Source organism: Herbiconiux sp. L3-i23, from assembly GCF_023734115.1.
Classification (GTDB): domain Bacteria; phylum Actinomycetota; class Actinomycetes; order Actinomycetales; family Microbacteriaceae; genus Naasia.
This window is the reverse complement of record NZ_AP025737.1, coordinates 308,028-325,045: the sequence shown is the minus strand read 5'-3', so window position 1 is coordinate 325,045 and position 17,018 is coordinate 308,028. Positions and strand designations below refer to the sequence as shown.

At 70.4% G+C, this 17,018-nt stretch carries 15 protein-coding genes and 1 tRNA gene; 2 read left to right on the top strand and 14 right to left on the bottom strand.

Going from position 1 to position 17,018, the window contains the following annotated elements; genetic code table 11:
• Window positions 1-5: 5 nt before the first annotated feature.
• Window positions 6-584, bottom strand: a complete 579-nt coding sequence (locus NGH83_RS01620; RefSeq protein ID WP_251857335.1) for an isochorismatase family protein — start codon at window positions 582-584, stop codon at window positions 6-8.
• Window positions 585-682: 98 nt separating this feature from the next.
• Between NGH83_RS01620 and NGH83_RS01615 the strand changes: the two genes are divergently transcribed.
• Window positions 683-1,579 carry a ribokinase gene (locus NGH83_RS01615; RefSeq protein ID WP_251857334.1) on the top strand — a complete coding sequence of 299 codons (897 nt, stop codon included), beginning with the start codon at window positions 683-685 and terminating at the stop codon, window positions 1,577-1,579.
• Window positions 1,580-2,069: 490 nt separating this feature from the next.
• Here the strand turns inward: NGH83_RS01615 and NGH83_RS01610 are convergent, their stop codons facing one another.
• The 3 genes from NGH83_RS01610 to NGH83_RS01600 form a co-directional block, all read right to left on the bottom strand.
• A complete protein-coding gene (locus tag NGH83_RS01610; protein ID WP_251857333.1) occupies window positions 2,070-3,473 on the bottom strand; it encodes a D-alanyl-D-alanine carboxypeptidase/D-alanyl-D-alanine-endopeptidase in 1,404 nt (467 codons plus the stop codon).
• Between the two features lie 19 nt (window positions 3,474-3,492).
• On the bottom strand, window positions 3,493-4,485 hold the full coding sequence (locus NGH83_RS01605) for a Gfo/Idh/MocA family protein (protein WP_251857332.1): 993 nt from the start codon (window positions 4,483-4,485) through the stop codon (window positions 3,493-3,495).
• A 100-nt stretch (window positions 4,486-4,585) separates the two neighbouring features.
• The gene (locus NGH83_RS01600) at window positions 4,586-5,347 is read right to left on the bottom strand and encodes a hypothetical protein (RefSeq protein ID WP_251857331.1); all 762 of its coding nucleotides are present in this window, start codon (window positions 5,345-5,347) and stop codon (window positions 4,586-4,588) included.
• A gap of 350 nt (window positions 5,348-5,697) precedes the next feature.
• Between NGH83_RS01600 and NGH83_RS01595 the strand changes: the two genes are divergently transcribed.
• A complete protein-coding gene (locus NGH83_RS01595; RefSeq protein ID WP_251857330.1) occupies window positions 5,698-6,963 on the top strand; it encodes an MFS transporter in 1,266 nt (421 codons plus the stop codon).
• A gap of 137 nt (window positions 6,964-7,100) precedes the next feature.
• On the opposite strand, the gene NGH83_RS01590 is transcribed toward NGH83_RS01595, so the two are convergent.
• The 10 genes from NGH83_RS01590 to NGH83_RS01545 all read right to left on the bottom strand — a co-directional run bounded on the left by NGH83_RS01590 (window position 7,101) and on the right by NGH83_RS01545 (window position 16,530).
• Window positions 7,101-7,176 (bottom strand) — tRNA-Thr (locus NGH83_RS01590).
• 59 nt (window positions 7,177-7,235) lie between these two features.
• Window positions 7,236-8,771, bottom strand: coding sequence for an alpha/beta hydrolase (locus tag NGH83_RS01585; RefSeq protein ID WP_251857329.1), 1,536 nt, complete (start codon window positions 8,769-8,771; stop codon window positions 7,236-7,238).
• Window positions 8,768-9,931: a DNA polymerase III subunit delta' gene (locus NGH83_RS01580; RefSeq protein ID WP_251857328.1), complete on the bottom strand. Its 1,164-nt coding sequence runs from the start codon at window positions 9,929-9,931 to the stop codon at window positions 8,768-8,770. The genes NGH83_RS01585 and NGH83_RS01580 overlap by 4 nt, the downstream gene beginning before the upstream one ends.
• A gap of 16 nt (window positions 9,932-9,947) precedes the next feature.
• On the bottom strand, window positions 9,948-10,568 hold the full coding sequence (tmk, locus tag NGH83_RS01575; RefSeq protein WP_251857327.1) for a dTMP kinase: 621 nt from the start codon (window positions 10,566-10,568) through the stop codon (window positions 9,948-9,950).
• A complete protein-coding gene (topA, locus tag NGH83_RS01570) occupies window positions 10,565-13,372 on the bottom strand; it encodes a type I DNA topoisomerase (protein ID WP_251857326.1) in 2,808 nt (935 codons plus the stop codon). The genes tmk and topA overlap by 4 nt, the downstream gene beginning before the upstream one ends.
• Before the next feature lie 126 nt (window positions 13,373-13,498).
• Entirely contained in the window at window positions 13,499-13,891 is a 393-nt protein-coding gene (locus tag NGH83_RS01565; protein WP_251857325.1) for an Rv3654c family TadE-like protein, read from the bottom strand.
• Window positions 13,881-14,180 (bottom strand): TadE family type IV pilus minor pilin, encoded by a 300-nt coding sequence (locus NGH83_RS01560; RefSeq protein WP_251857324.1) that lies wholly within the window; start codon window positions 14,178-14,180, stop codon window positions 13,881-13,883. The genes NGH83_RS01565 and NGH83_RS01560 overlap by 11 nt, the downstream gene beginning before the upstream one ends.
• Window positions 14,181-14,220: 40 nt before the next feature.
• Window positions 14,221-14,466, bottom strand: coding sequence for a DUF4244 domain-containing protein (locus NGH83_RS01555; protein WP_251857323.1), 246 nt, complete (start codon window positions 14,464-14,466; stop codon window positions 14,221-14,223).
• 100 nt (window positions 14,467-14,566) lie between these two features.
• Entirely contained in the window at window positions 14,567-15,454 is an 888-nt protein-coding gene (locus NGH83_RS01550; RefSeq protein WP_251857322.1) for a hypothetical protein, read from the bottom strand.
• Window positions 15,454-16,530 (bottom strand): CpaF family protein, encoded by a 1,077-nt coding sequence (locus tag NGH83_RS01545; protein WP_251857321.1) that lies wholly within the window; start codon window positions 16,528-16,530, stop codon window positions 15,454-15,456. The genes NGH83_RS01550 and NGH83_RS01545 overlap by 1 nt, the downstream gene beginning before the upstream one ends.
• Window positions 16,531-17,018 lie beyond the last annotated feature (488 nt).

The following is a 17,018-nucleotide window of genomic DNA, read 5'->3' as shown; positions in this document are numbered from 1 at the left end:
GACCGTCAGGAATGCGCGAGCTCGACCCCGGCCGCTTCGAGCTCCCGGAACGCCCGCTCGCTGGAGTCTTCCGCGACACCGGCGACCAGGTCGGTGAAGACGCGTACCCGCTTGCCGTGCTCCTTCGCGTCGAGGGCGGACGCCCGCACGCAGTAGTCGGTGGCGATGCCCACGACGTCGATCTCGTCGATGCCGTGCTGCTCGATGAGCCGACGGACCGGGACGCCCTCGGTGGTGGTGCCCTCGTAGATGGAGTACGCGGGGACCCCCTGCCCCTTGTGGATGTGGAAGTCCACGTCGCTGAGGTCGAGGTCGGGGTGGTAGTCGGCGCCCGGTGTGCCGGCGACGCAGTGCACCGGCCAGGAGTCGACGAAGTCGGGCGCCTCATCGGTCGCGAAGTGGCCGCCGTTGTCGTTCTCGGCATCGTGCCAGTCGCGCGAGGCGAAGACGAGGTCGTAATCGCCCTCGTGTTCGTCGAGGTAGCGGCTCACGCCGGCAGCGACCGCGGCGCCGCCGGCGACGCCGAGGGCACCGCCCTCGGTGAAGTCGTTCTGGACGTCGATGATGAAGAGCGCTCGCTTCATGCCCCGATTCTACGGAGAGCCGCCGGCCTGCGGGCGGCGATGGCCACCGACGGGCGCCCGGTAGGGTTGCTGCGGACTGTGCGAAGGGGCGTATGACGATGGATCGACGGGGACGCATCACGGTGCTGGGCAGCGCCAACATGGATCTCGTCGTGCGCCAACCCCGCCTGCCGAAGCCGGGCGAGACCATGTTCGGCTCCCACTTCTCGACGGTGCCGGGCGGGAAAGGCCTCAACCAGGCCGTCGCCGCTGCCCGAGCGGGCGGCGCGGTGACCTTCGCCGGCGCGATCGGCGACGATGCGTTCGGAACCGAGCTGCGCATCCAGATGGAGGCCGACGGCATCGCCGTCTCGACGCTCCGCGTGACCGACGCCCCGACCGGCACCGCTCACATCTCGGTGGTCGACGGGGGCGAGAACAGCATCGTCGTCGTGTCGGGCGCGAACGCCGCCATCCCCGAGCTCGACGACAACGACCGCGGCGCGATCGCCGACTCCGATTGGCTTCTCGTGCAGTTCGAGCGCCCGCAGCCGCTCGTCGCCGAGGCGCTGCGTCACGCCCGATCGGTGGGCACCAAGACGATGCTGACCCCCGCGCCGGTGCAGCCCGTCGACGAGGAGCTGTGGAGCTTCGTCGACGTACTGGTCCCGAACGAGCACGAGGCCTGCGAACTCGCGGGCCTCGACGACGAGCAGGACGCCGCCGTCTGGCTGAGCGAACGGGTCGGTACGGTCGTGATGACGCGGGGCTCGCGCGGAGCGCTCGTCTGCCGCGAGGGCGCCGTCGTCGTCGAGGTCGCCGCCCGGAAGGTCGATGCCGTCGACACCACGGGCGCGGGCGACACGTTCGTCGGTGTCCTGGCCGCGCGTCTCGCTGCCGGCGACGAGCTCGAGACCGCGCTGCACGCGGCGACGGCGGGCGCCGCCATCTCGGTCACCCGCGCGGGCGCGACCTCCTCGATGCCGGTCTGGTCCGAGATCGCCGCCACCCTCTGATTCCGGGGGGCCTGCGGTCTCGATGCGCTCCGCTTACTCGACCCTGAGCCCACCGCGCACGCTTGCGCGGGGGACTCGATACGCTCCTCCGTCGCTACTCGACGACCGGGTCCAGGCACGCTCGCGAGCGAAGCGATACGGAGGGCACGAGTCGCAGACCCGGTCGTCGAGTAGGGCCGCCAGGCCCGTATCGGGACGGCTCGAGTAGCGAGGAACGAGCGTATCGAGAGCACAGGGGGCATGGTCTCGATGCGCTCCGCTTACTCGACCCGTTTCGATACGCTCCTTCGTCGCTACTCAACGACCGAATAGGGGCCCGCGCGTTGAGCGAAGCGATACGAAGGGCACGAGTCCCCACCCGGTCGTCGAGTAGGCGCGCCAGCGCCGTATCGAGACGGCTCGAGTAGCGAGGAACGAGCGTATCGAGAGCACAGGGGCATGGTCTCGGTGCGCTTCGCTTACTCGACGACCGGGTGGAACGACTCCTCGGTCAGAGGTTGGACAGGTTGTTGCCGCAGTCCCAGAACGCCGCGGTGAGTGCGTCGATGGCCTGCTTCGCACTGTCCGAGACGTCGCCGAGCGCGTAGATCGCGAACGTCAGCGGGGTGCCGTCGGCGGCGTAGACGATGCCGGACAGGGTGTAGCCGTCGTCGATCCACCCGGTCTTCGCGTGCACCGCACCGTCGGCGCGCGAACTCGCGCCGGAGAAACGGTCGGAGTAGCTCAGTGACCCGGCCCGGCCGGACACGGGCAGCCCGTCGAAGACCGCCCAGAGGTTGCCCTCGCGGTTGTTGACCTTGATGAACAGCGAGGTGAGATACGACGGCGGAACCGCGTTGTTCGGGCTGAGCCCGGACCCGTCGGCGATGCGCAGCTGCGAGGTGTCCAGACCGTACGCGGCGAGCCCCGCGGTGATGCCCTGCTGCAGCGAACCGAAGCTGTTGCCCGCGCCGGCCTGGATGGCGGTGACGCGGGCGAGCGCCTCGGCGATCGTGTTGTCGCTCACGATGAGGGTCTGGTAGACGAGCGTCGACACCGGCTGCGACTCCACGCGCCCGAGCTGCGGCGCGCCCTGCGGCGCCACGCCGCGCGAGACTGCGACGCCGCCGCCGAGCGCGGACGCGAACGCATCGCCCGCCCGACCCACGGGATCCTCGCTGCGGGCCGAGGTGTTGTTGTAGGCGTTGTCCCGGTCGCCGTCGACCATCAGGGCGGTGATCTCGGGCATGTACCCGTCGTAGAGCTCTTTGCGGTTCCAGCTCGGCTCCCAGGTGTCGCCCGAGAAGTACGAGGAGTCGAGCACGAGACTCGTGATGGGGGTGCCGGCCGTCTGCGGGTCGGCGTTCCATGCGGCGCGGACCTGTGCGGCCAGATCGTCGAGGTGCGGCGCTCCGTCGTAGGCCGACTCGTCGCCGGAGGGCGTACGCGACAGGGTCGGATCCCCGCCACCGATCAGCACCACCTGGCCCGGCTCCGCACCGCGCACCACCGTGGTCGCCAGCCGGTAGTCCGGACCGAGAACCGACAGCGCTGCGGCCGACGTGAGGACCTTCAGCACGCTCGCCGTCCGTGACGGCTGGTATCCGCCACGGTCGTACAGCACCTCCCCGGTGCTCGCGTTGACGACCATCGCCTGGAATTCCGCCAGCCTGCCGTCGCTCGCCGCGCCCGCGACCGAGCAGGTGCGCAGCCGCGCGGCACCGACCGGAGCGGCCGGCACCGCGCGAGGCTCGATCGTCGGGGTCGCTGTGGCACTCGGACTCGCCGTGGCGGGTGCCGGCATCGGGGTCGCGCTCCTGGTCGACGCGCCGGCGACACCGGCGGCGCCGACGAGCAGCGCGTAGACGAGCGCACCCCCGGTGATGAGGAGTGCACGGCGCCGGGTCTTCGTCACCGCAACAGTGTACGAGCGGCTACTCGCCCTTCGGCTGCTCGCCCGGATAGACGAGCCCGATCTGGGCACGGACCTCGTCGAGCACCGCCATGATGGCGACGGACTCGGCAGGACTCAATCGAGGGCTCGCGATCTCGCCGGCCTCGATCAGCCGTTCCGCTTCGAGCGCCTGGAACTGCATCCCGCGCCCGTCGATGTGCGTCTCGAAGCGCTCGGCCACCTCGCCTGCCTCGTCGAAGACGGTGAACGACTGGGCCACGCCCCACCCTTCCTCGATCTCGACCCGGCCGAGGGTTCCGATGACGACCGACCGGTTCGGGCCGCGGGTGTCGAGCGCGGCGTGCAGCAGCGACTGGCGCCCGCCCTCGTGCCCGAGGACCATCGCCGTCTGGCGATCGACTCCGGTCGCCGTCTTCGCGGCGATCGCCTTGACCGATGTCGGCACACCGAGGACGTCGACCGCGAAGGACACCGGGTAGATGCCGAGGTCAAGCAGCGCTCCCCCGCCGAGGTCGGGGTTGTTCAGGCGGTGCTCCGGATCCTTCGGCAGGTTCTGGTTGTGGTCGGCGAAGACGGTGCGGACATCGCCGAGGGTGCCGGCGTCGAGGATCTCGTGGAGGCGCACGATGTGCGGCAGGAATCGGGTCCACATCGCCTCGAGCACGAGCAGCCCCTTGCGGGAGGCGAGCTCGGTGATGCGGCGGGCTTCGTCGGCGTTCAGCGTGAACGGCTTCTCGACGAGCACGTGCTTGCCGGCTTCGAGCGCGAGGATCGCGCCGTCGACGTGACCGGGGTGCGGCGTCGCGACGTAGACGATATCGACCTCGGGGTCGGCGACGAGCTCCTCATAGCTGCCGTGCGCGTTGGCGAGGCCGTACTTCGAGGCGAAGGCCTGCGCCTTCTCGAGGGAGCGACTACCGACCGCGGTCGCCGTGAGCCCCGCGGTCGCGAGGTCCTTCGTGAATGCGGCGGCGATGCCGCCCGTCGCCAGAATGCCCCATCGGATGCTCACGCACGTGCTCCTCACCGTCCGGCTCGTTCCGGACGGCTCCCATGCTAGAGGGCTGCCGAGAGCGCTCCCTGCACGGAGACGAACGACGGCGGTCGGCGAATCAGCAGCTGGTCCAGCGGGCTGCGGCGCGCGTGAACGAGTAGGGCTCGTTCGGCACCCCGCCGTGAGTCATCGCGAACCGGACGCAGACGTCATCGACGCCGAACGGAATGTCGGGGCGGAACAGGGACGCGCGGTGCGCCGGTGAATCCCACCACTTCTGCGCGACGGTCTCGGACGTGTTGTCGGATCCGCCCGCGAGGTTGCCGTCGCAGCCGACGCTGGCGAGACCGTCGCTGCGGACGGATCCCTCATGCCCCCACGCGCTGGCGGGGTCGGTGCTCGGGTCCTCCGCCATCCAGATGAGGCGCTGCTCCATGCAGGAGTCGTAGACGAAGTGGTCCGTGGGAACCGGCTCCAGGCAGTTCGCGACGCGGATCGCGTTGAAGCTCGCCGCGAACTGGGCGAGGTCGGCCGAGCTGGTGCCCGCGATGGCGCCGTCTCCGGCCGTCATCGACGGCGCCGTGTTCGTCGAGCCCGACACGTCGGCCGGGCAGGCCGGTGCGCTGCGCTCGGGGATGGTGACGGCGATCGTCATGCTCCCCTCGCCGACGCCGACGCTCGCGGGAGCGGCGGACGAGGCGGCGCGAGCGGCCGATCCTGCGGCGCGGAAGAGCCTGCCGAGCGAGTCGGCTCCGGTGCCCGCACTCGCGGAGACGACGGGAACCGCCGTTGCGGTCCACGCGCCGACCGCGACCGTGAGCGGCACGCTCACCGTCACCGCTGCCGTGACGAGCGCGGTCGCCACGATCGATCTGATCATCGTCCTCACGACGACTGTCCCCCCGGTTGATGTTTCACGGCGTCCATCCCCCCGGATGCGCCGCGTTGCCACAGTAAGAAGGTGTTCGCTCTGCGAACAAGCGCTCACAGGAGAAAAAAGGCCCGATCAGCCGCGTTTTGGGGGCACTCGCAGCCTCATGCCGGGGGATTCGTCACCCGTTCGCGGGGCACGTCCCACGGCAGTCCGCGACCCGCCATCGGGCGGGGAGACCGGCCGTCGGATTTTGGTGGAGGTCTGTGCATCTGGTAGCGTTTCCCTCCCCTAGCGACGACTTCGGTCGAGCTGACGGGTTCGGGGTCCACCGTCAGTAACGCTCTAGGAGGCCCACCGTGTCCGGTGCTTCGTTGTTCGCCCACCGTGATTTCCGGCTGCTGCTCGCGGGCCAGACCACCAGCCAACTCGGCAGCCAGGTCAGCGCGGTCGCGATCCCGCTGCTCGCCGTGCTCGACCTCGACGCATCCGCGTTGGAGGTCGGCCTGGTCTCCGCCGCGTCGACCATCGCGTTCGCGCTCATCGGTCTGCCGGCCGGCGCGTGGGTCGACCGCATGCACCGGCGCCCCATCCTCATCGCGAGCGACATCGCCCGAGCGGTACTCCTGGCGACGATCCCCCTCGCCGCATTGTTCGGGGCGCTCAGCATCGCCCAGCTCATCGTCGTCTCGCTCCTGCTGGGCGCCGCCCGAGTGTTCTTCGACGTCGGCTATCAGAGCTACATCCCCTCGGTCATCGGACGCGACAAGGTGCTCGCCGGCAACTCGGCGATGGAGACGCTGCGCGCGTCGGGCCAGGTCGCGGGTCCCGGCATCGGCGGCTTCCTCGTGGCGCTGATCGGCGCCGCGAACGTCGTGCTCGTGCAGTCGGCGACGTTCGCCGCGTCGGCGCTGTCGCTGATGGCGATCCGCACCCGCGAGACCGCGCTGCCCGTGCCCGCGGTGCGGCCGCGACTGCGCACCGACATCGCCGAGGGGCTCCGCTTCGTTCTCGGTAACCGGATCCTCCGCGCCACGGCGCTGGCGAGCGCCGGCGGCAACTTCGCCTTCGCGATCGCCTCGGCCGTGACCATCATCTTCGCCGCCCGCACCCTCGGACTGTCCGCGCCGGTCATCGGCATCGTGTTCGCCGTCGGGTCGGTCACCGTCATCGCCGGAGCCGCCCTCACTCCGCGCCTCGCCGGCGCCTTCGGGTCGGCGCGCATCATCTGGCTGTCGCTCGCGGTGACCGCACCGCTCTCGTTGGTGAACGTTCTGGCGCAGCCCGGGTGGTTCGGCATCGTGCTGCTGATCGTCGGCGGCGCGGCCGGGGAGCTCGGCCAGATCATCTACTCGATCACGAACGTCAGCCTCCGCCAACGACTGTGCCCCGACCACCTCCTGGGCCGCGTCAACGCCACAGTGCGGGTACTCATCATGTTCGGCTTCCCCATCGGCGCCCTCCTCGGCGGTGTGCTCGGCGATCTCATCGGCGCCCGCCTCACTCTGCTCATCTCGGGGCTCATCATCGTCATCACTCCGCTGCCGATGTTCCTCGCGCTGCGCGGGGTGCGCGACGTCGAGGAGATCGACCCCTGGGGCTCGGACGGCGCGACTGCCCGTTGAGATGCCCACTTCTGCGGGTGTTTCGCGCTCATGACCCGCAGAACTGGGCACCTGGACAAGTCCCGTCGGTCGAGATGCGCCCAGGTCGATGTCGGGCCGACGAAGAAGGCCACCCCAGAGGGGTGGCCTTCTCCATGTGGAGCCGCCTGTCGGAATCGAACCGACGACCTATTCATTACGAGTGAATCGCTCTGCCGACTGAGCTAAGGCGGCGTGCGCCGGGAACCGGCACGGCATCACAGCTTAGCCGAACTTTCGTCCCGCACGTCGCGTCACCGTCCGCACGTCACACCGTCGGTCGGAACGACTCCGTCGACGAAGTACGAGTCCACCGCCGCCGTCACGCAGGGATCGCCCGAGTCGTAGGCGATGTGCCCTTCGCCTTCGTAGGTGACGAGCACGCCGCTCTCGAGCTGGCCGGACAACGCGACCGCCCACTGGTACGGCGTCGCCGGGTCTCCCGTCGTGCCGACGACCAGCACCGGGGCGGCCCCTGCTCCGGATACCGCGCCGATCTCGCCGTCGAACTGATACGGCCAGTTGGCGCAGACCACGTCGCCGAGTGCGTCGACCTCGTCGTCGTCGACGAGCGGGTCGGCGGCGGCTACCGCCTCGGCCTGCTGCTGAAGGACGGCGGGGTCGCGCTCCACGGGGTAGTCGATGCAGTTGATGGCGAAGAAGGCTTCGAAGAAGTTGCTGCGGTAGGTGCCGTCCGAATCGCGGTCGACGTAGCTGTCCGCCAGCAGGAACGCGGTGGTCGACGAGCCGCGTGCGATCTCGTCGAACGCCTGCGACAGGTACGGCCACGTCTGCTCGTCGTACAGGGCGGCGGTGATCGCCGTCGACACGTACGCGCTCGTCAGCAGCCTCCCGTCCTCGCCGCGCAGCGGGGCGTCGTCGAGTCGGTCGAGCGTGTCGTTGATCTGCGCGATGGCGTCGTCGACGCTGCCGGTGAAGGGGCAGTCCCGCCCTTGTAGGCAGTCGGCCAGGTAGGCGCGGAGCGCGTCGGCGAACGCGGTGGTCTGCGCCATCTGCACGTCGAAGATCGAGACCGTCGGGTCGGTGGCGCCGTCGAGGACCACCCGCCCCACCCGATCGGCGAACGCGTCGATGTACTTCGCCCCGATGTCGCTGCCGTACGAGTAGCCGAGGTAGTTGAGGCTGTCATCGCCGACCGCCGCGCGAAGCATGTCGAGATCGCGCACCGTGCTGTCGGTGTCGATGAAGCCGAGCAGCTCGCCCGTGTTCGCCGCGCAGGCCTCCGCGAAGGCGGTGCCCGCCGCGGTGACCTCCTCGATGTACTCGGGAGTTCCGGGCTCGCCGTCGGGCAGGCCGAAGAGGAATTCGTCGAGGTCGGCATCGCCGTAGCATTCGACGGCGCTGGAGCGGCCGACTCCACGCGGATCCCAGCCGATCACGTCGTAGGCGGACTGGATCTCCTCGTCGACCGCGTAGTCGATGCTGTCGTGGATGAGGTTCCACCCCGAACTGCCGGGGCCGCCGGGATTGACGAAGAGCGACCCCTGCCGCTCCCCTTGCGCCACCTGGCGCACGAGCGCCAGCTCGATGTCCTCGTGCGCGCCGGGGTCGTCCCAGTCCATGGGCGCGATCGCCGTCGTGCACTGCATGCCGTCGCCGCACGACTCCCAGACGAGCTCCTGCCCGTAGTACGGAGCGATCTGCCCATCGACGGATTCGCCGGTCGGCGTCGACGTCGCCTGCGGGGCGGGCAGCAGGAAGCATCCGGCCAGGGACCCGAGCAGCAGCACCGATGTCGCGGCGGCCGCGACCAGACGCTGAATCCTCATGCCGCCCCCTTGCGCGCCGCGCTCACCAGCATCGCCTCGAGCGCGAGAGCGGGCGGGACGTTCGCCTCGATGCGGCGGCGGGCCGCCGCGACGGCGTCCATCACCTCGAGGGTGTGCGCCGCGGTGCCGGCGAGTGCCGCCGCCTCGAGTTCGGTGCTCACGGACGAGTTCATCAGCGGCACCTCGGCGCCCAGCTGTCGCAGCAGGATGTCCCGGTAGAGCGACAGGTAGTCGAGGAGGATTCGGTCGATGCCGTCGCGGAGGCTGCGGGTCGATCGACGCTTCTGGTCGTCTTCGAGCGCCTTCACCTGCGAACGCAGCGCGGGCGGGATCGTGCCCCCGGGCTCGATGCCGAGCGTGCGGAGCAGCTGCTCGCGCTCGGCGGCGTCGCGCTCTGCGGATGTCGATTCGGCATCCGCCTTCGCCAGCTCGACGAGTCGCGCCGCCGCCTCGACGGCCGACGGAACGGATCGCAGGCCGAGGGCCAGTCGCAGAGTTTCGGCGCGGCGCTCCCGTGCGTCGGGGTTCTTCGCGAGGCGGCGCGCCATGCCGATGTGACTCTGCGCCTCACGGGCGGCCGCCAAGGCCACGCCGCGCTCGACGCCGTCGCGGGCCACGAGGAGGTCGGCCACGTCCTCCGCTTCGGGGATGCGCAGCCGCACGGTGCGCACTCGCGATCGGATCGTGGGCAGCAGATCGGCGTCGCTCGGCGCGCAGAGGATCCATACCGTGCGGGGCGGCGGCTCTTCGAGCGCTTTGAGCAGCAGGTTCGAGGTGCGCTCGGTCATGCGGTCGGCGTCCTCGATGACCATGACCCGGTAGTTCGACACCGACGGCGAGTACTGCGATGAGGTGACGAGGGTGCGCACCTCGTCGATGGAGATGATGACCTTCTCGGTGCTGAGCACGGCGAGGTCGGGATGCGTGCGGGCGACGACCTGCCGGATCGTCGCGGGGTCGGAGTCCGGACCATCGCCCAGCAGTGCGGCGGCGAACGCGTAGGCGAGGTTCGAGCGGCCGGATCCGGGCGGCCCGGTGATCAGCCACGAGTGCGTCATCGCGCCGGGCGCGGAGGTTCGGTCGTGCGCCGCCGTCGCCGCCTGGCGCATCGTCTCGATCGCCGCGGACTGCCCCACGAGGTCGTCCCACATCCCCGACATCAGAACTGCCCCGTCATCAGCGACTCAGCAGGGATTCGACGCGGTCGCGGATGTCACCCGCGAGGTCGTCGACGGGGCGCGACGCGTCGAGCACGAGGAAGCGCTCGGGCTCGGCGGCCGCCAGCGCGAGATAGGCCTCGCGCACGCGCGAGTGGAAGTCGGCCGCTTCGGCTTCGAGCCGGTCGTAGGTCGTGCGCTCCGCGAGTCGGGAGCGTCCGCCTTCGACGTCGAGGTCGAGCAGCACCGTCAGATCGGGCAACAGGCCTTCGACGGCCCACAGCGACAGGGATCGGATCTCGTCGGCGTCGAGGACGCGGCCGGCGCCCTGGTAGGCGACCGATGAGTCGAGGTAGCGGTCTTGGACGACGACCGTGCCCGCCTCGAGCGCCGGCCTCACCACGGTGGCGATGTGGTGCGCACGGTCGGCGGCGTAGAGCAGTGCCTCGGCGCGGGAGGCGATGTGCCCGCGCCGGTGCAGGACCATCTGCCGCACCTCGAGGCCGAGGTCGGTGCCGCCGGGTTCTCGGGTGCGCAGCACCTCTTCGCCACGCTCGTGCAGCCAGGACTCGAGGAGGTCGGACTGAGTGGTCTTGCCCGCTCCGTCGCCGCCTTCGAAGGTCACGAAGAGACCGCTCACGTGGCGCTCGTCGCTCCCTCGGCCGGCGCTGACGCCGCGGTCGTCTTCTTCGCGGCCGCCGGCTTCTTCGCGGCGGTCGCCTTCTTGGCGGTGGTCGCCTTCGCCGTCGTCGACTTCGCGGCCGGCTTCTTCGCGGCCGGCTTTTTGGCGGCCGTCGACTTGCTCGCCGCCGCCTTGCTGCCGCGCTTCGGGGCGGGGCCCTTGGCGCGCTTGTCGGCGAGCATCTGCACCGCGCGCTCGAAGTCGATGTCGTCGATGCTCTCGCCCCGCGGCACCGTCACGTTGGTGACGCCGTCGGTGACGTACGCGCCGAAGCGGCCGTCCTTGATGCGGATCGGCTTGCCGCTCTCGGGGTCGGCGTCGAACTCCTTGAGGGCCGACGACTGGCGGGCGGCACCGTACTTCGGCTGCGCGAACAGCTCGAGGGCGCCCGCGAGGTCGATGTCGAAGATCTGATCCTCGCTCGCCAGCGACCGGGTGTCGGTGCCCTTCTTGAGGTAGGCGCCGTAGCGGCCGTTCTGCGCGGTGATCTCCTCGCCCGACTCGGGATCGGCGCCGACCGTGCGGGGAAGGGTGAGGAGCTTGAGGGCGGTGGCGAGATCGATCTCGGCCGGCTGCATGCTCTTGAACAGGGAGGCGGTGCGCGGCTTCTCGGCCTTCGCCTTCTTCTTGCCGGCTATCTCGGTCTCGGGGGTCTCGGGCTCGACCTCGGTGACGTAGGGGCCGAAGCGGCCGTCCTTCAGGACGATGTCGCGGCCGTTCTCGGGGTCCCGACCGAGCACCCTGTCGGTCTGGATGGGCGCGTCGACGAGCTCCTGGGCCTTCACCGCGGTCAACTCGTCGGGTGCGAGTTCTGCGGGGACGTTCACCCGTCGCGGGCTCTCCTCACCTTCCTGCGCGACCTCGAGATAGGGACCGTACTTTCCGATGCGCAGGGTGATGCCGTCGGCGATGGCGACCGAGTTGATGCCGCGGGCGTCGATGTCGCCGAGGTTGTCGACGACGGATCGCAAGCCCGCGTGCGCATCGTTGCCGAAGTAGAAGCCGCGCAACCAGTCGACGCGGTCCTCTTCGCCGTCGGCGATGCGGTCGAGGTCGTTCTCCATCGCGGCCGTGAAGTCGTACTCGACGAGGTCGTGGAAGTGATCTTCGAGGAGCCGGACCACGGAGAAGGCGATCCAGCTCGGCACGAGAGCGGTGCCGCGCGGGGTCACGTACCCGCGGTCGATGATGGTGGAGATGATCGACGCGTATGTCGACGGGCGCCCGACGCCGAGCTCTTCCAGCGTCTTGACGAGGCTCGCCTCGGTGTAGCGCGGAGGCGGCGAGGTCTCGTGCCCCTTCGCCTCGGTTTCGGCGACGGAGAGCGCCTGACCCTGCTCGAGGGGCGGGAGCTTCGCGTCGCCCTGATCCTTGTCGGCGCCGCGCTCTTCGTCGCGACCCTCCTCGTAGGCGAGCAGGAAGCCGCGGAAGGTGATGACCGTGCCGCTCGCGGAGAACGTCGCGATGGTGTCGGTGCCCGCGGGCCGGGCGTCGATGGTGACGGTGGCGGTCGATCCACGGGCGTCGGCCATCTGCGACGCGACGGTGCGCTTCCAGATGAGGTCGTAGAGCTTCAGGTCGTTGCCGCGGAGCTCTCCGGTCAGCTGGCTGGGAGTGCGGAACACGTCACCGGAGGGTCGGATCGCCTCGTGGGCCTCCTGCGCGTTCTTGGACTTGCCCGAGTAGACGCGCGGCTTGTCGGGGACCGTCTCGGCGCCGTACAGCGCGGTCGCCTGCGCACGGGCGGCGTTGATGGCCTGACCCGACAGCGAGTTCGAGTCGGTGCGCATATAGGTGATGTAGCCGTTCTCGTAGAGCGACTGGGCGACGCTCATCGTCTGCCGGGCCGAGAACCGCAGCTTGCGTGCGGCCTCCTGCTGCAGGGTCGAGGTGGTGAACGGTGCGGCGGGACGCCGCGTGTAGGGCTTCGCTTCGACGGAGGCCACTGTGGAGGTGGTCGCCGCGTCGCGCAGTGCTTCGGCGAGCGCCATGGCGGCCGTCTCGTCGAGGGCGTGCACCCCGTCGGTCAGCGCGCCCTTGTCGTCGAAGTCGCGACCGGTCGCCACCCGGCGGCCGTCGAGACGCACCAGTCGGGCGTCGAATCGGTCGCTCTCGGCCTCGCCGGGGGCGAAGCGCGCCGTGATGTCCCAATAGCTCGCCGCGACGAAGGCGAGGCGCTCGCGCTCGCGGTCGACGACGAGTCGCGTGGCGGCGGACTGAACGCGGCCCGCCGAGAGTCCTGGCCCGACCTTGCGCCAGAGCACCGGCGAGACCTCGTAGCCGTAGAGGCGGTCGAGGATGCGACGGGTCTCCTGCGCATCGACGAGCGCGGTGTCGAGTTCGCGGGTGTTCTCGCGTGCCTTCTCGATCGCGTCCTTCGTGATCTCGTGGAAGACCATGCGCTTGACGGGGACTTTGGGCTTCAGCACCTCGAGCAGGTGCCACGCGATGGCCTCGCCTTCGCGGTCTTCATCTGTTGCGAGGTAGAGCTCGTCGGCGTCCTTCAGCGCTCGCTTCAGATCGGCGACGGTCTTCTTCTTCTGGTCGGACACCACGTAGTAGGGCTCGAAGCCGTTGTCGACGTCGACCGAGAACTTGCCGAGAGATCCGGTCTTGAGCTCGGCCGGGAGGTTCTTCGGTTCGATCAGGTCGCGGATGTGGCCGACGGAGGCCTGCACCTCGAAGCCCGGCCCGAGGTACTGGGCGATCGTCTTGGCCTTCGCGGGCGACTCGACGATGACGAGTTTCTTGGTGGCAGGCACGTGGTTCTTCCTTGTCGATATGCGGAATCGACTCGACTTCGAGCAGTCGGAGATCGCGTCGATCGCGGGGGCGCCCGTTCCGGGGCGCATCACCGCACACCATACACAGGTGCGCTCTCCCCATACCTAATCATCGCCGCGACCCCCGACGTCGTGTCGTTCGCCCACAGCGGTGGGCGGACCGGCCCTCGACGGCGCGTCGAGTTCCATGCCGAGCACCGATGCGGAGAGCGTCACCGCCGCGATGGCGGACTCGACGTCGCACTCGACGAGACGCGCTCCCCCGAGTCGAGCGACGGCCTCGGCCGCCTCGCAGGGCACTCCGGGAACCGCGCCCGACGCGGTATCCGCCGCCGCGAGCGCCGCGGCGTCTGCCGTGACCGCCAACCGCCGCGCCGACGCGAACGCCGTATATAGAGGAACGAGCGTGACCGTGACGATGACGACCGCCGCGACGAGCCCGATCGCGAGGGCGCTCCCCGCGCCCCGGTCGCCGGCGGCACGCATCTCAGAGACCACCGGCGAGAGCGCAGCTCGAGGCCGACAGCTCGATCCCGACGACGCTGGTCAGGACGGGTGCGCCGCGCCCGGACACGGTGGCGCAGACGAACTCGCCTCGAACGGTGCTCGCGAAGTCGCCGGGTCCCGCGACGGTGAGCGCCCGTGCCGAGGCGGTGGCTTCGGTCTCGCCTCGCGCGAGCGACCTCGCGCCCACGGCAGCGGCGTCGGTGTAGCGGACCTGCTGGGCGGCGATCTGCAGCATGCCGAGACAGGTCGCGAGGACGAGCAGGACGGCGGGGACCGCCACGGCGAGTTCCGCCGTGACGCTCCCCCGTTCGTCGAGCGTCTCAGCCGGTGAAGGTGAGCGCATTGCGCACCAGTTCGGTGAGGATCTCGCGGACCTCGTCGGAGCGCAGGATGACGACGAGCAGTCCCGCGAAACCGACTGCGGCCATCGTCGCGACGGCGTACTCGGCGGTGGCGGCGCCGCCGTCGTCGCGCAGCCGCGCGATCAGCGAGCCGAGAGGTCGCGGACGGCGTGCTCGCGGAGAACGGCTCTCGGCATGAGGAAGGGACGGGCGGTGGATGGACATGGACTCTCCTGCTCGATCGGGACGGTGTGGGCCGGCACGTTCCCATGCTCCGCACGGCGTCGCGCGCACGGGCGGGGATGTTCCGGATCTGGGGAGAGCTTCACGGAGCCGTCACGGTGGAGGAGATGACCGCGGTCAGCACGGGCAGCACTCCGATGAGAAGGAATGAGGGGAGGATGCACACTCCGAGCGGAGCCAGCAGCCGAGTGGAGAGCCGCTCCACCTCCCTGCGCGACCGGGCGGCGTCGACGCGCCGCCGCATCGCCGCCTCCTCGACGAGCAGGCTTGCGATCGGGGCGCCCGATCGCCGCGCGAAGGCGATGGTGCGCGTGGCGGCAGCGACGTCGTCATCGTCTCGGAGTCGCGGCGGAATGGCGCGGGTCGCGATCGTGATCGAGGACTCCGGCGGCATCCCGCCGAGCACCGCGACCGCCGCGAGATCGAGCAGCAGACCTGGCGCTCGGGGGGATGCTGCGATCGAGCCCACCATGCGGGCCGTCCACACGGCACCCGAGGCGGCCAGCGCCATCCCGATGATCAGTGCCGTCCAGCCGAGCGGAGATCGGGTCAGTGCGCCGACGACGTCGAAGCCGAGCGCCGTGGCGAGCAGCGCGCCCCCGATGGGGAGACCGAGCAGCACCCTCGCGGTCATCCGCGGGCCGGTCGCCGCGATCTCGGCCTCCCTCGCATGCTGGGCTCGTTCGCGCAGCGCGACGGCCTGCGCGCGCATCGCCGCGGCGATCGGTGCGCCCGCCCGGGTCGCGACGAGGAACACCGCCTCCACCACCTCGTCCGCGAGGTGCGGATGCGGATCGGGCTCGCGCCGACGTCGCCACCGTGTCCGAGCCGGCGACGCGTCGCCGCGCCCCTTCTCGTCGCCTTGACGGAGGCGGGTCCACGCCGTCGTCGGCGGGACCCCGGCTCGGGCGAGGACGATGAGGCGCTCGAGGGAGCCGGCGGCCGCGTCGAAGTCGTCGGCGGTCGTCATCAGGCGACGTGCGGCAGGGCGACGAGTTGTGCGTCGCGGAGTTCGAGCACGCCGATCTCGGCGACACGGCGCACCCCGTCGCGCCGCTCGAGATGCACGACGAGGTCGATGGCGCTCGATGCCAGCAGCGCGAGCGAGAAGGAGGGGAGGCCGGCGAGCGCCCCGAGCGCCTCGAGCCGAGCGGGTACCTCGCGGAGCGAGCGGGCGTGCAGCGTGCTCGCCCCGCCGTCGTGGCCGGTTCCGAGTGCGGTGAGCACGTCGCGGATCTCCGGGCCCCGGCATTCGCCGAGCACGAGTCGGTCGGGGCGCATCCGAAGGGCTTCGCGGACGAGACGCGACGGCTCGATCGCGCCGACGCCCTCGGTGTTGGCCTGCCGGGCCTCGAGTGCGACCACGTGGGGATGGTCGATGCGCAGTTCGGCGACGTCCTCGATCGTGATGATCCGCTCACCGGCCGGGGCCGCGGACATCAGGGCTGCGAGCAGGGTCGTCTTGCCTGTCCCCGCGGCGCCCGTGATGAGGATGTTCGATCGGCGCGCGACGTGCTCGGCGAGGACGTCCCGCTGATCCTCGTCGACGGCGCCGGAGCGGACGAGGTCGTCGAGCGACCAGCCCCGCGCCGCCGGGATGCGGATGGCGAGGCTCGTGCCGTCGACGGCGACGGGAGGGATGGCGGCGTGCACTCTGACTCCGCCCTCGAGTCGTGCGTCGACGCAGGGGGACGCGTGATCGAGATGCCGACCGCCCGCCTCGATGAGGGCGTGGGCGAGGTCGGTGACGGTGTCGCCCGATAACGGCTCCCACTCGTCCACCGGGCGCAACCCGCGCCCGTCGTCGAGCCAGATCCGGCCTCCCGGCGTGACGAGGACATCGGTGACTCCGGGACCGACATGGACCGAAAGAGGTCCGAGCAGTTCGCGGACCACCGGCGCGATCGGCGCGGACGACGGAGCTCCCGCGCGGTCCGGCTCGTCTCCCCGACCGACTGCCGCCCGATCCGCCGGATCGACCGATGCGTGGATCGCGGACGCATCGAGGTCGAGGGACGAGCTCCGCTCCGAATCGAACCATCGCACAGCGCCGACCGTACCGAGGCCCGAAGGCGGCGGGAGATTCGGACGATTCGGGATGGGGAAAGTATGGGGGCGGGGACCGGTGGGGAGGACCTACGCGACGCCGTCCGGCCGAAGCAGACAAACCGGTATGTGCCGCCTTCCGGGCACCTCGGGACGACGTTCCGTTCGAATACCGCCTTCTCGCGATGCTCGGAACGCCCTCCTGTACCCCGAAGCCGGGTTCATCGTCCCCCAGCGGGTGACGATGAGCACGCGGCCGGGGTCACCTCGTCGCCGACGTCGGCTGAGCGTGAGCCGAGAAGCGCCGCGCCTCGCGCCGCACGTCGCGCCGGTGGAGTAGGCGTCGAACCGGAGACACCCGCTACCCCCAACATCTCCCGCTCCGAGCGAGGAGGAACCCCAAGGAGTTGTGGTCGATGCCGTCGCATGCGATCGAAGTCGACGAACCGGCTCGCGCGAAGACGCCCGTTAACGAGAAGGGGCGGCAT

Bases quoted from the DNA above. Each gene is read 5' to 3' on its own strand.
- NGH83_RS01580 (WP_251857328.1), bottom strand. From the start codon at position 9,931: ATGTCGGGGATGTGGGACGACCTCGTGGGGCAGTCCGCGGCGATCGAG.
- NGH83_RS01555 (WP_251857323.1), bottom strand. From the start codon at position 14,466: ATGTCCATCCACCGCCCGTCCCTTCCTCATGCCGAGAGCCGTTCTCCG.
- NGH83_RS01585 (WP_251857329.1), bottom strand. From the start codon at position 8,771: ATGAGGATTCAGCGTCTGGTCGCGGCCGCCGCGACATCGGTGCTGCTG.
- NGH83_RS01615 (WP_251857334.1), top strand. From the start codon at position 683: ATGGATCGACGGGGACGCATCACGGTGCTGGGCAGCGCCAACATGGAT.
- NGH83_RS01620 (WP_251857335.1), bottom strand. From the start codon at position 584: ATGAAGCGAGCGCTCTTCATCATCGACGTCCAGAACGACTTCACCGAG.
- NGH83_RS01550 (WP_251857322.1), bottom strand. From the start codon at position 15,454: ATGACGACCGCCGACGACTTCGACGCGGCCGCCGGCTCCCTCGAGCGC.
- NGH83_RS01600 (WP_251857331.1), bottom strand. From the start codon at position 5,347: ATGATCAGATCGATCGTGGCGACCGCGCTCGTCACGGCAGCGGTGACG.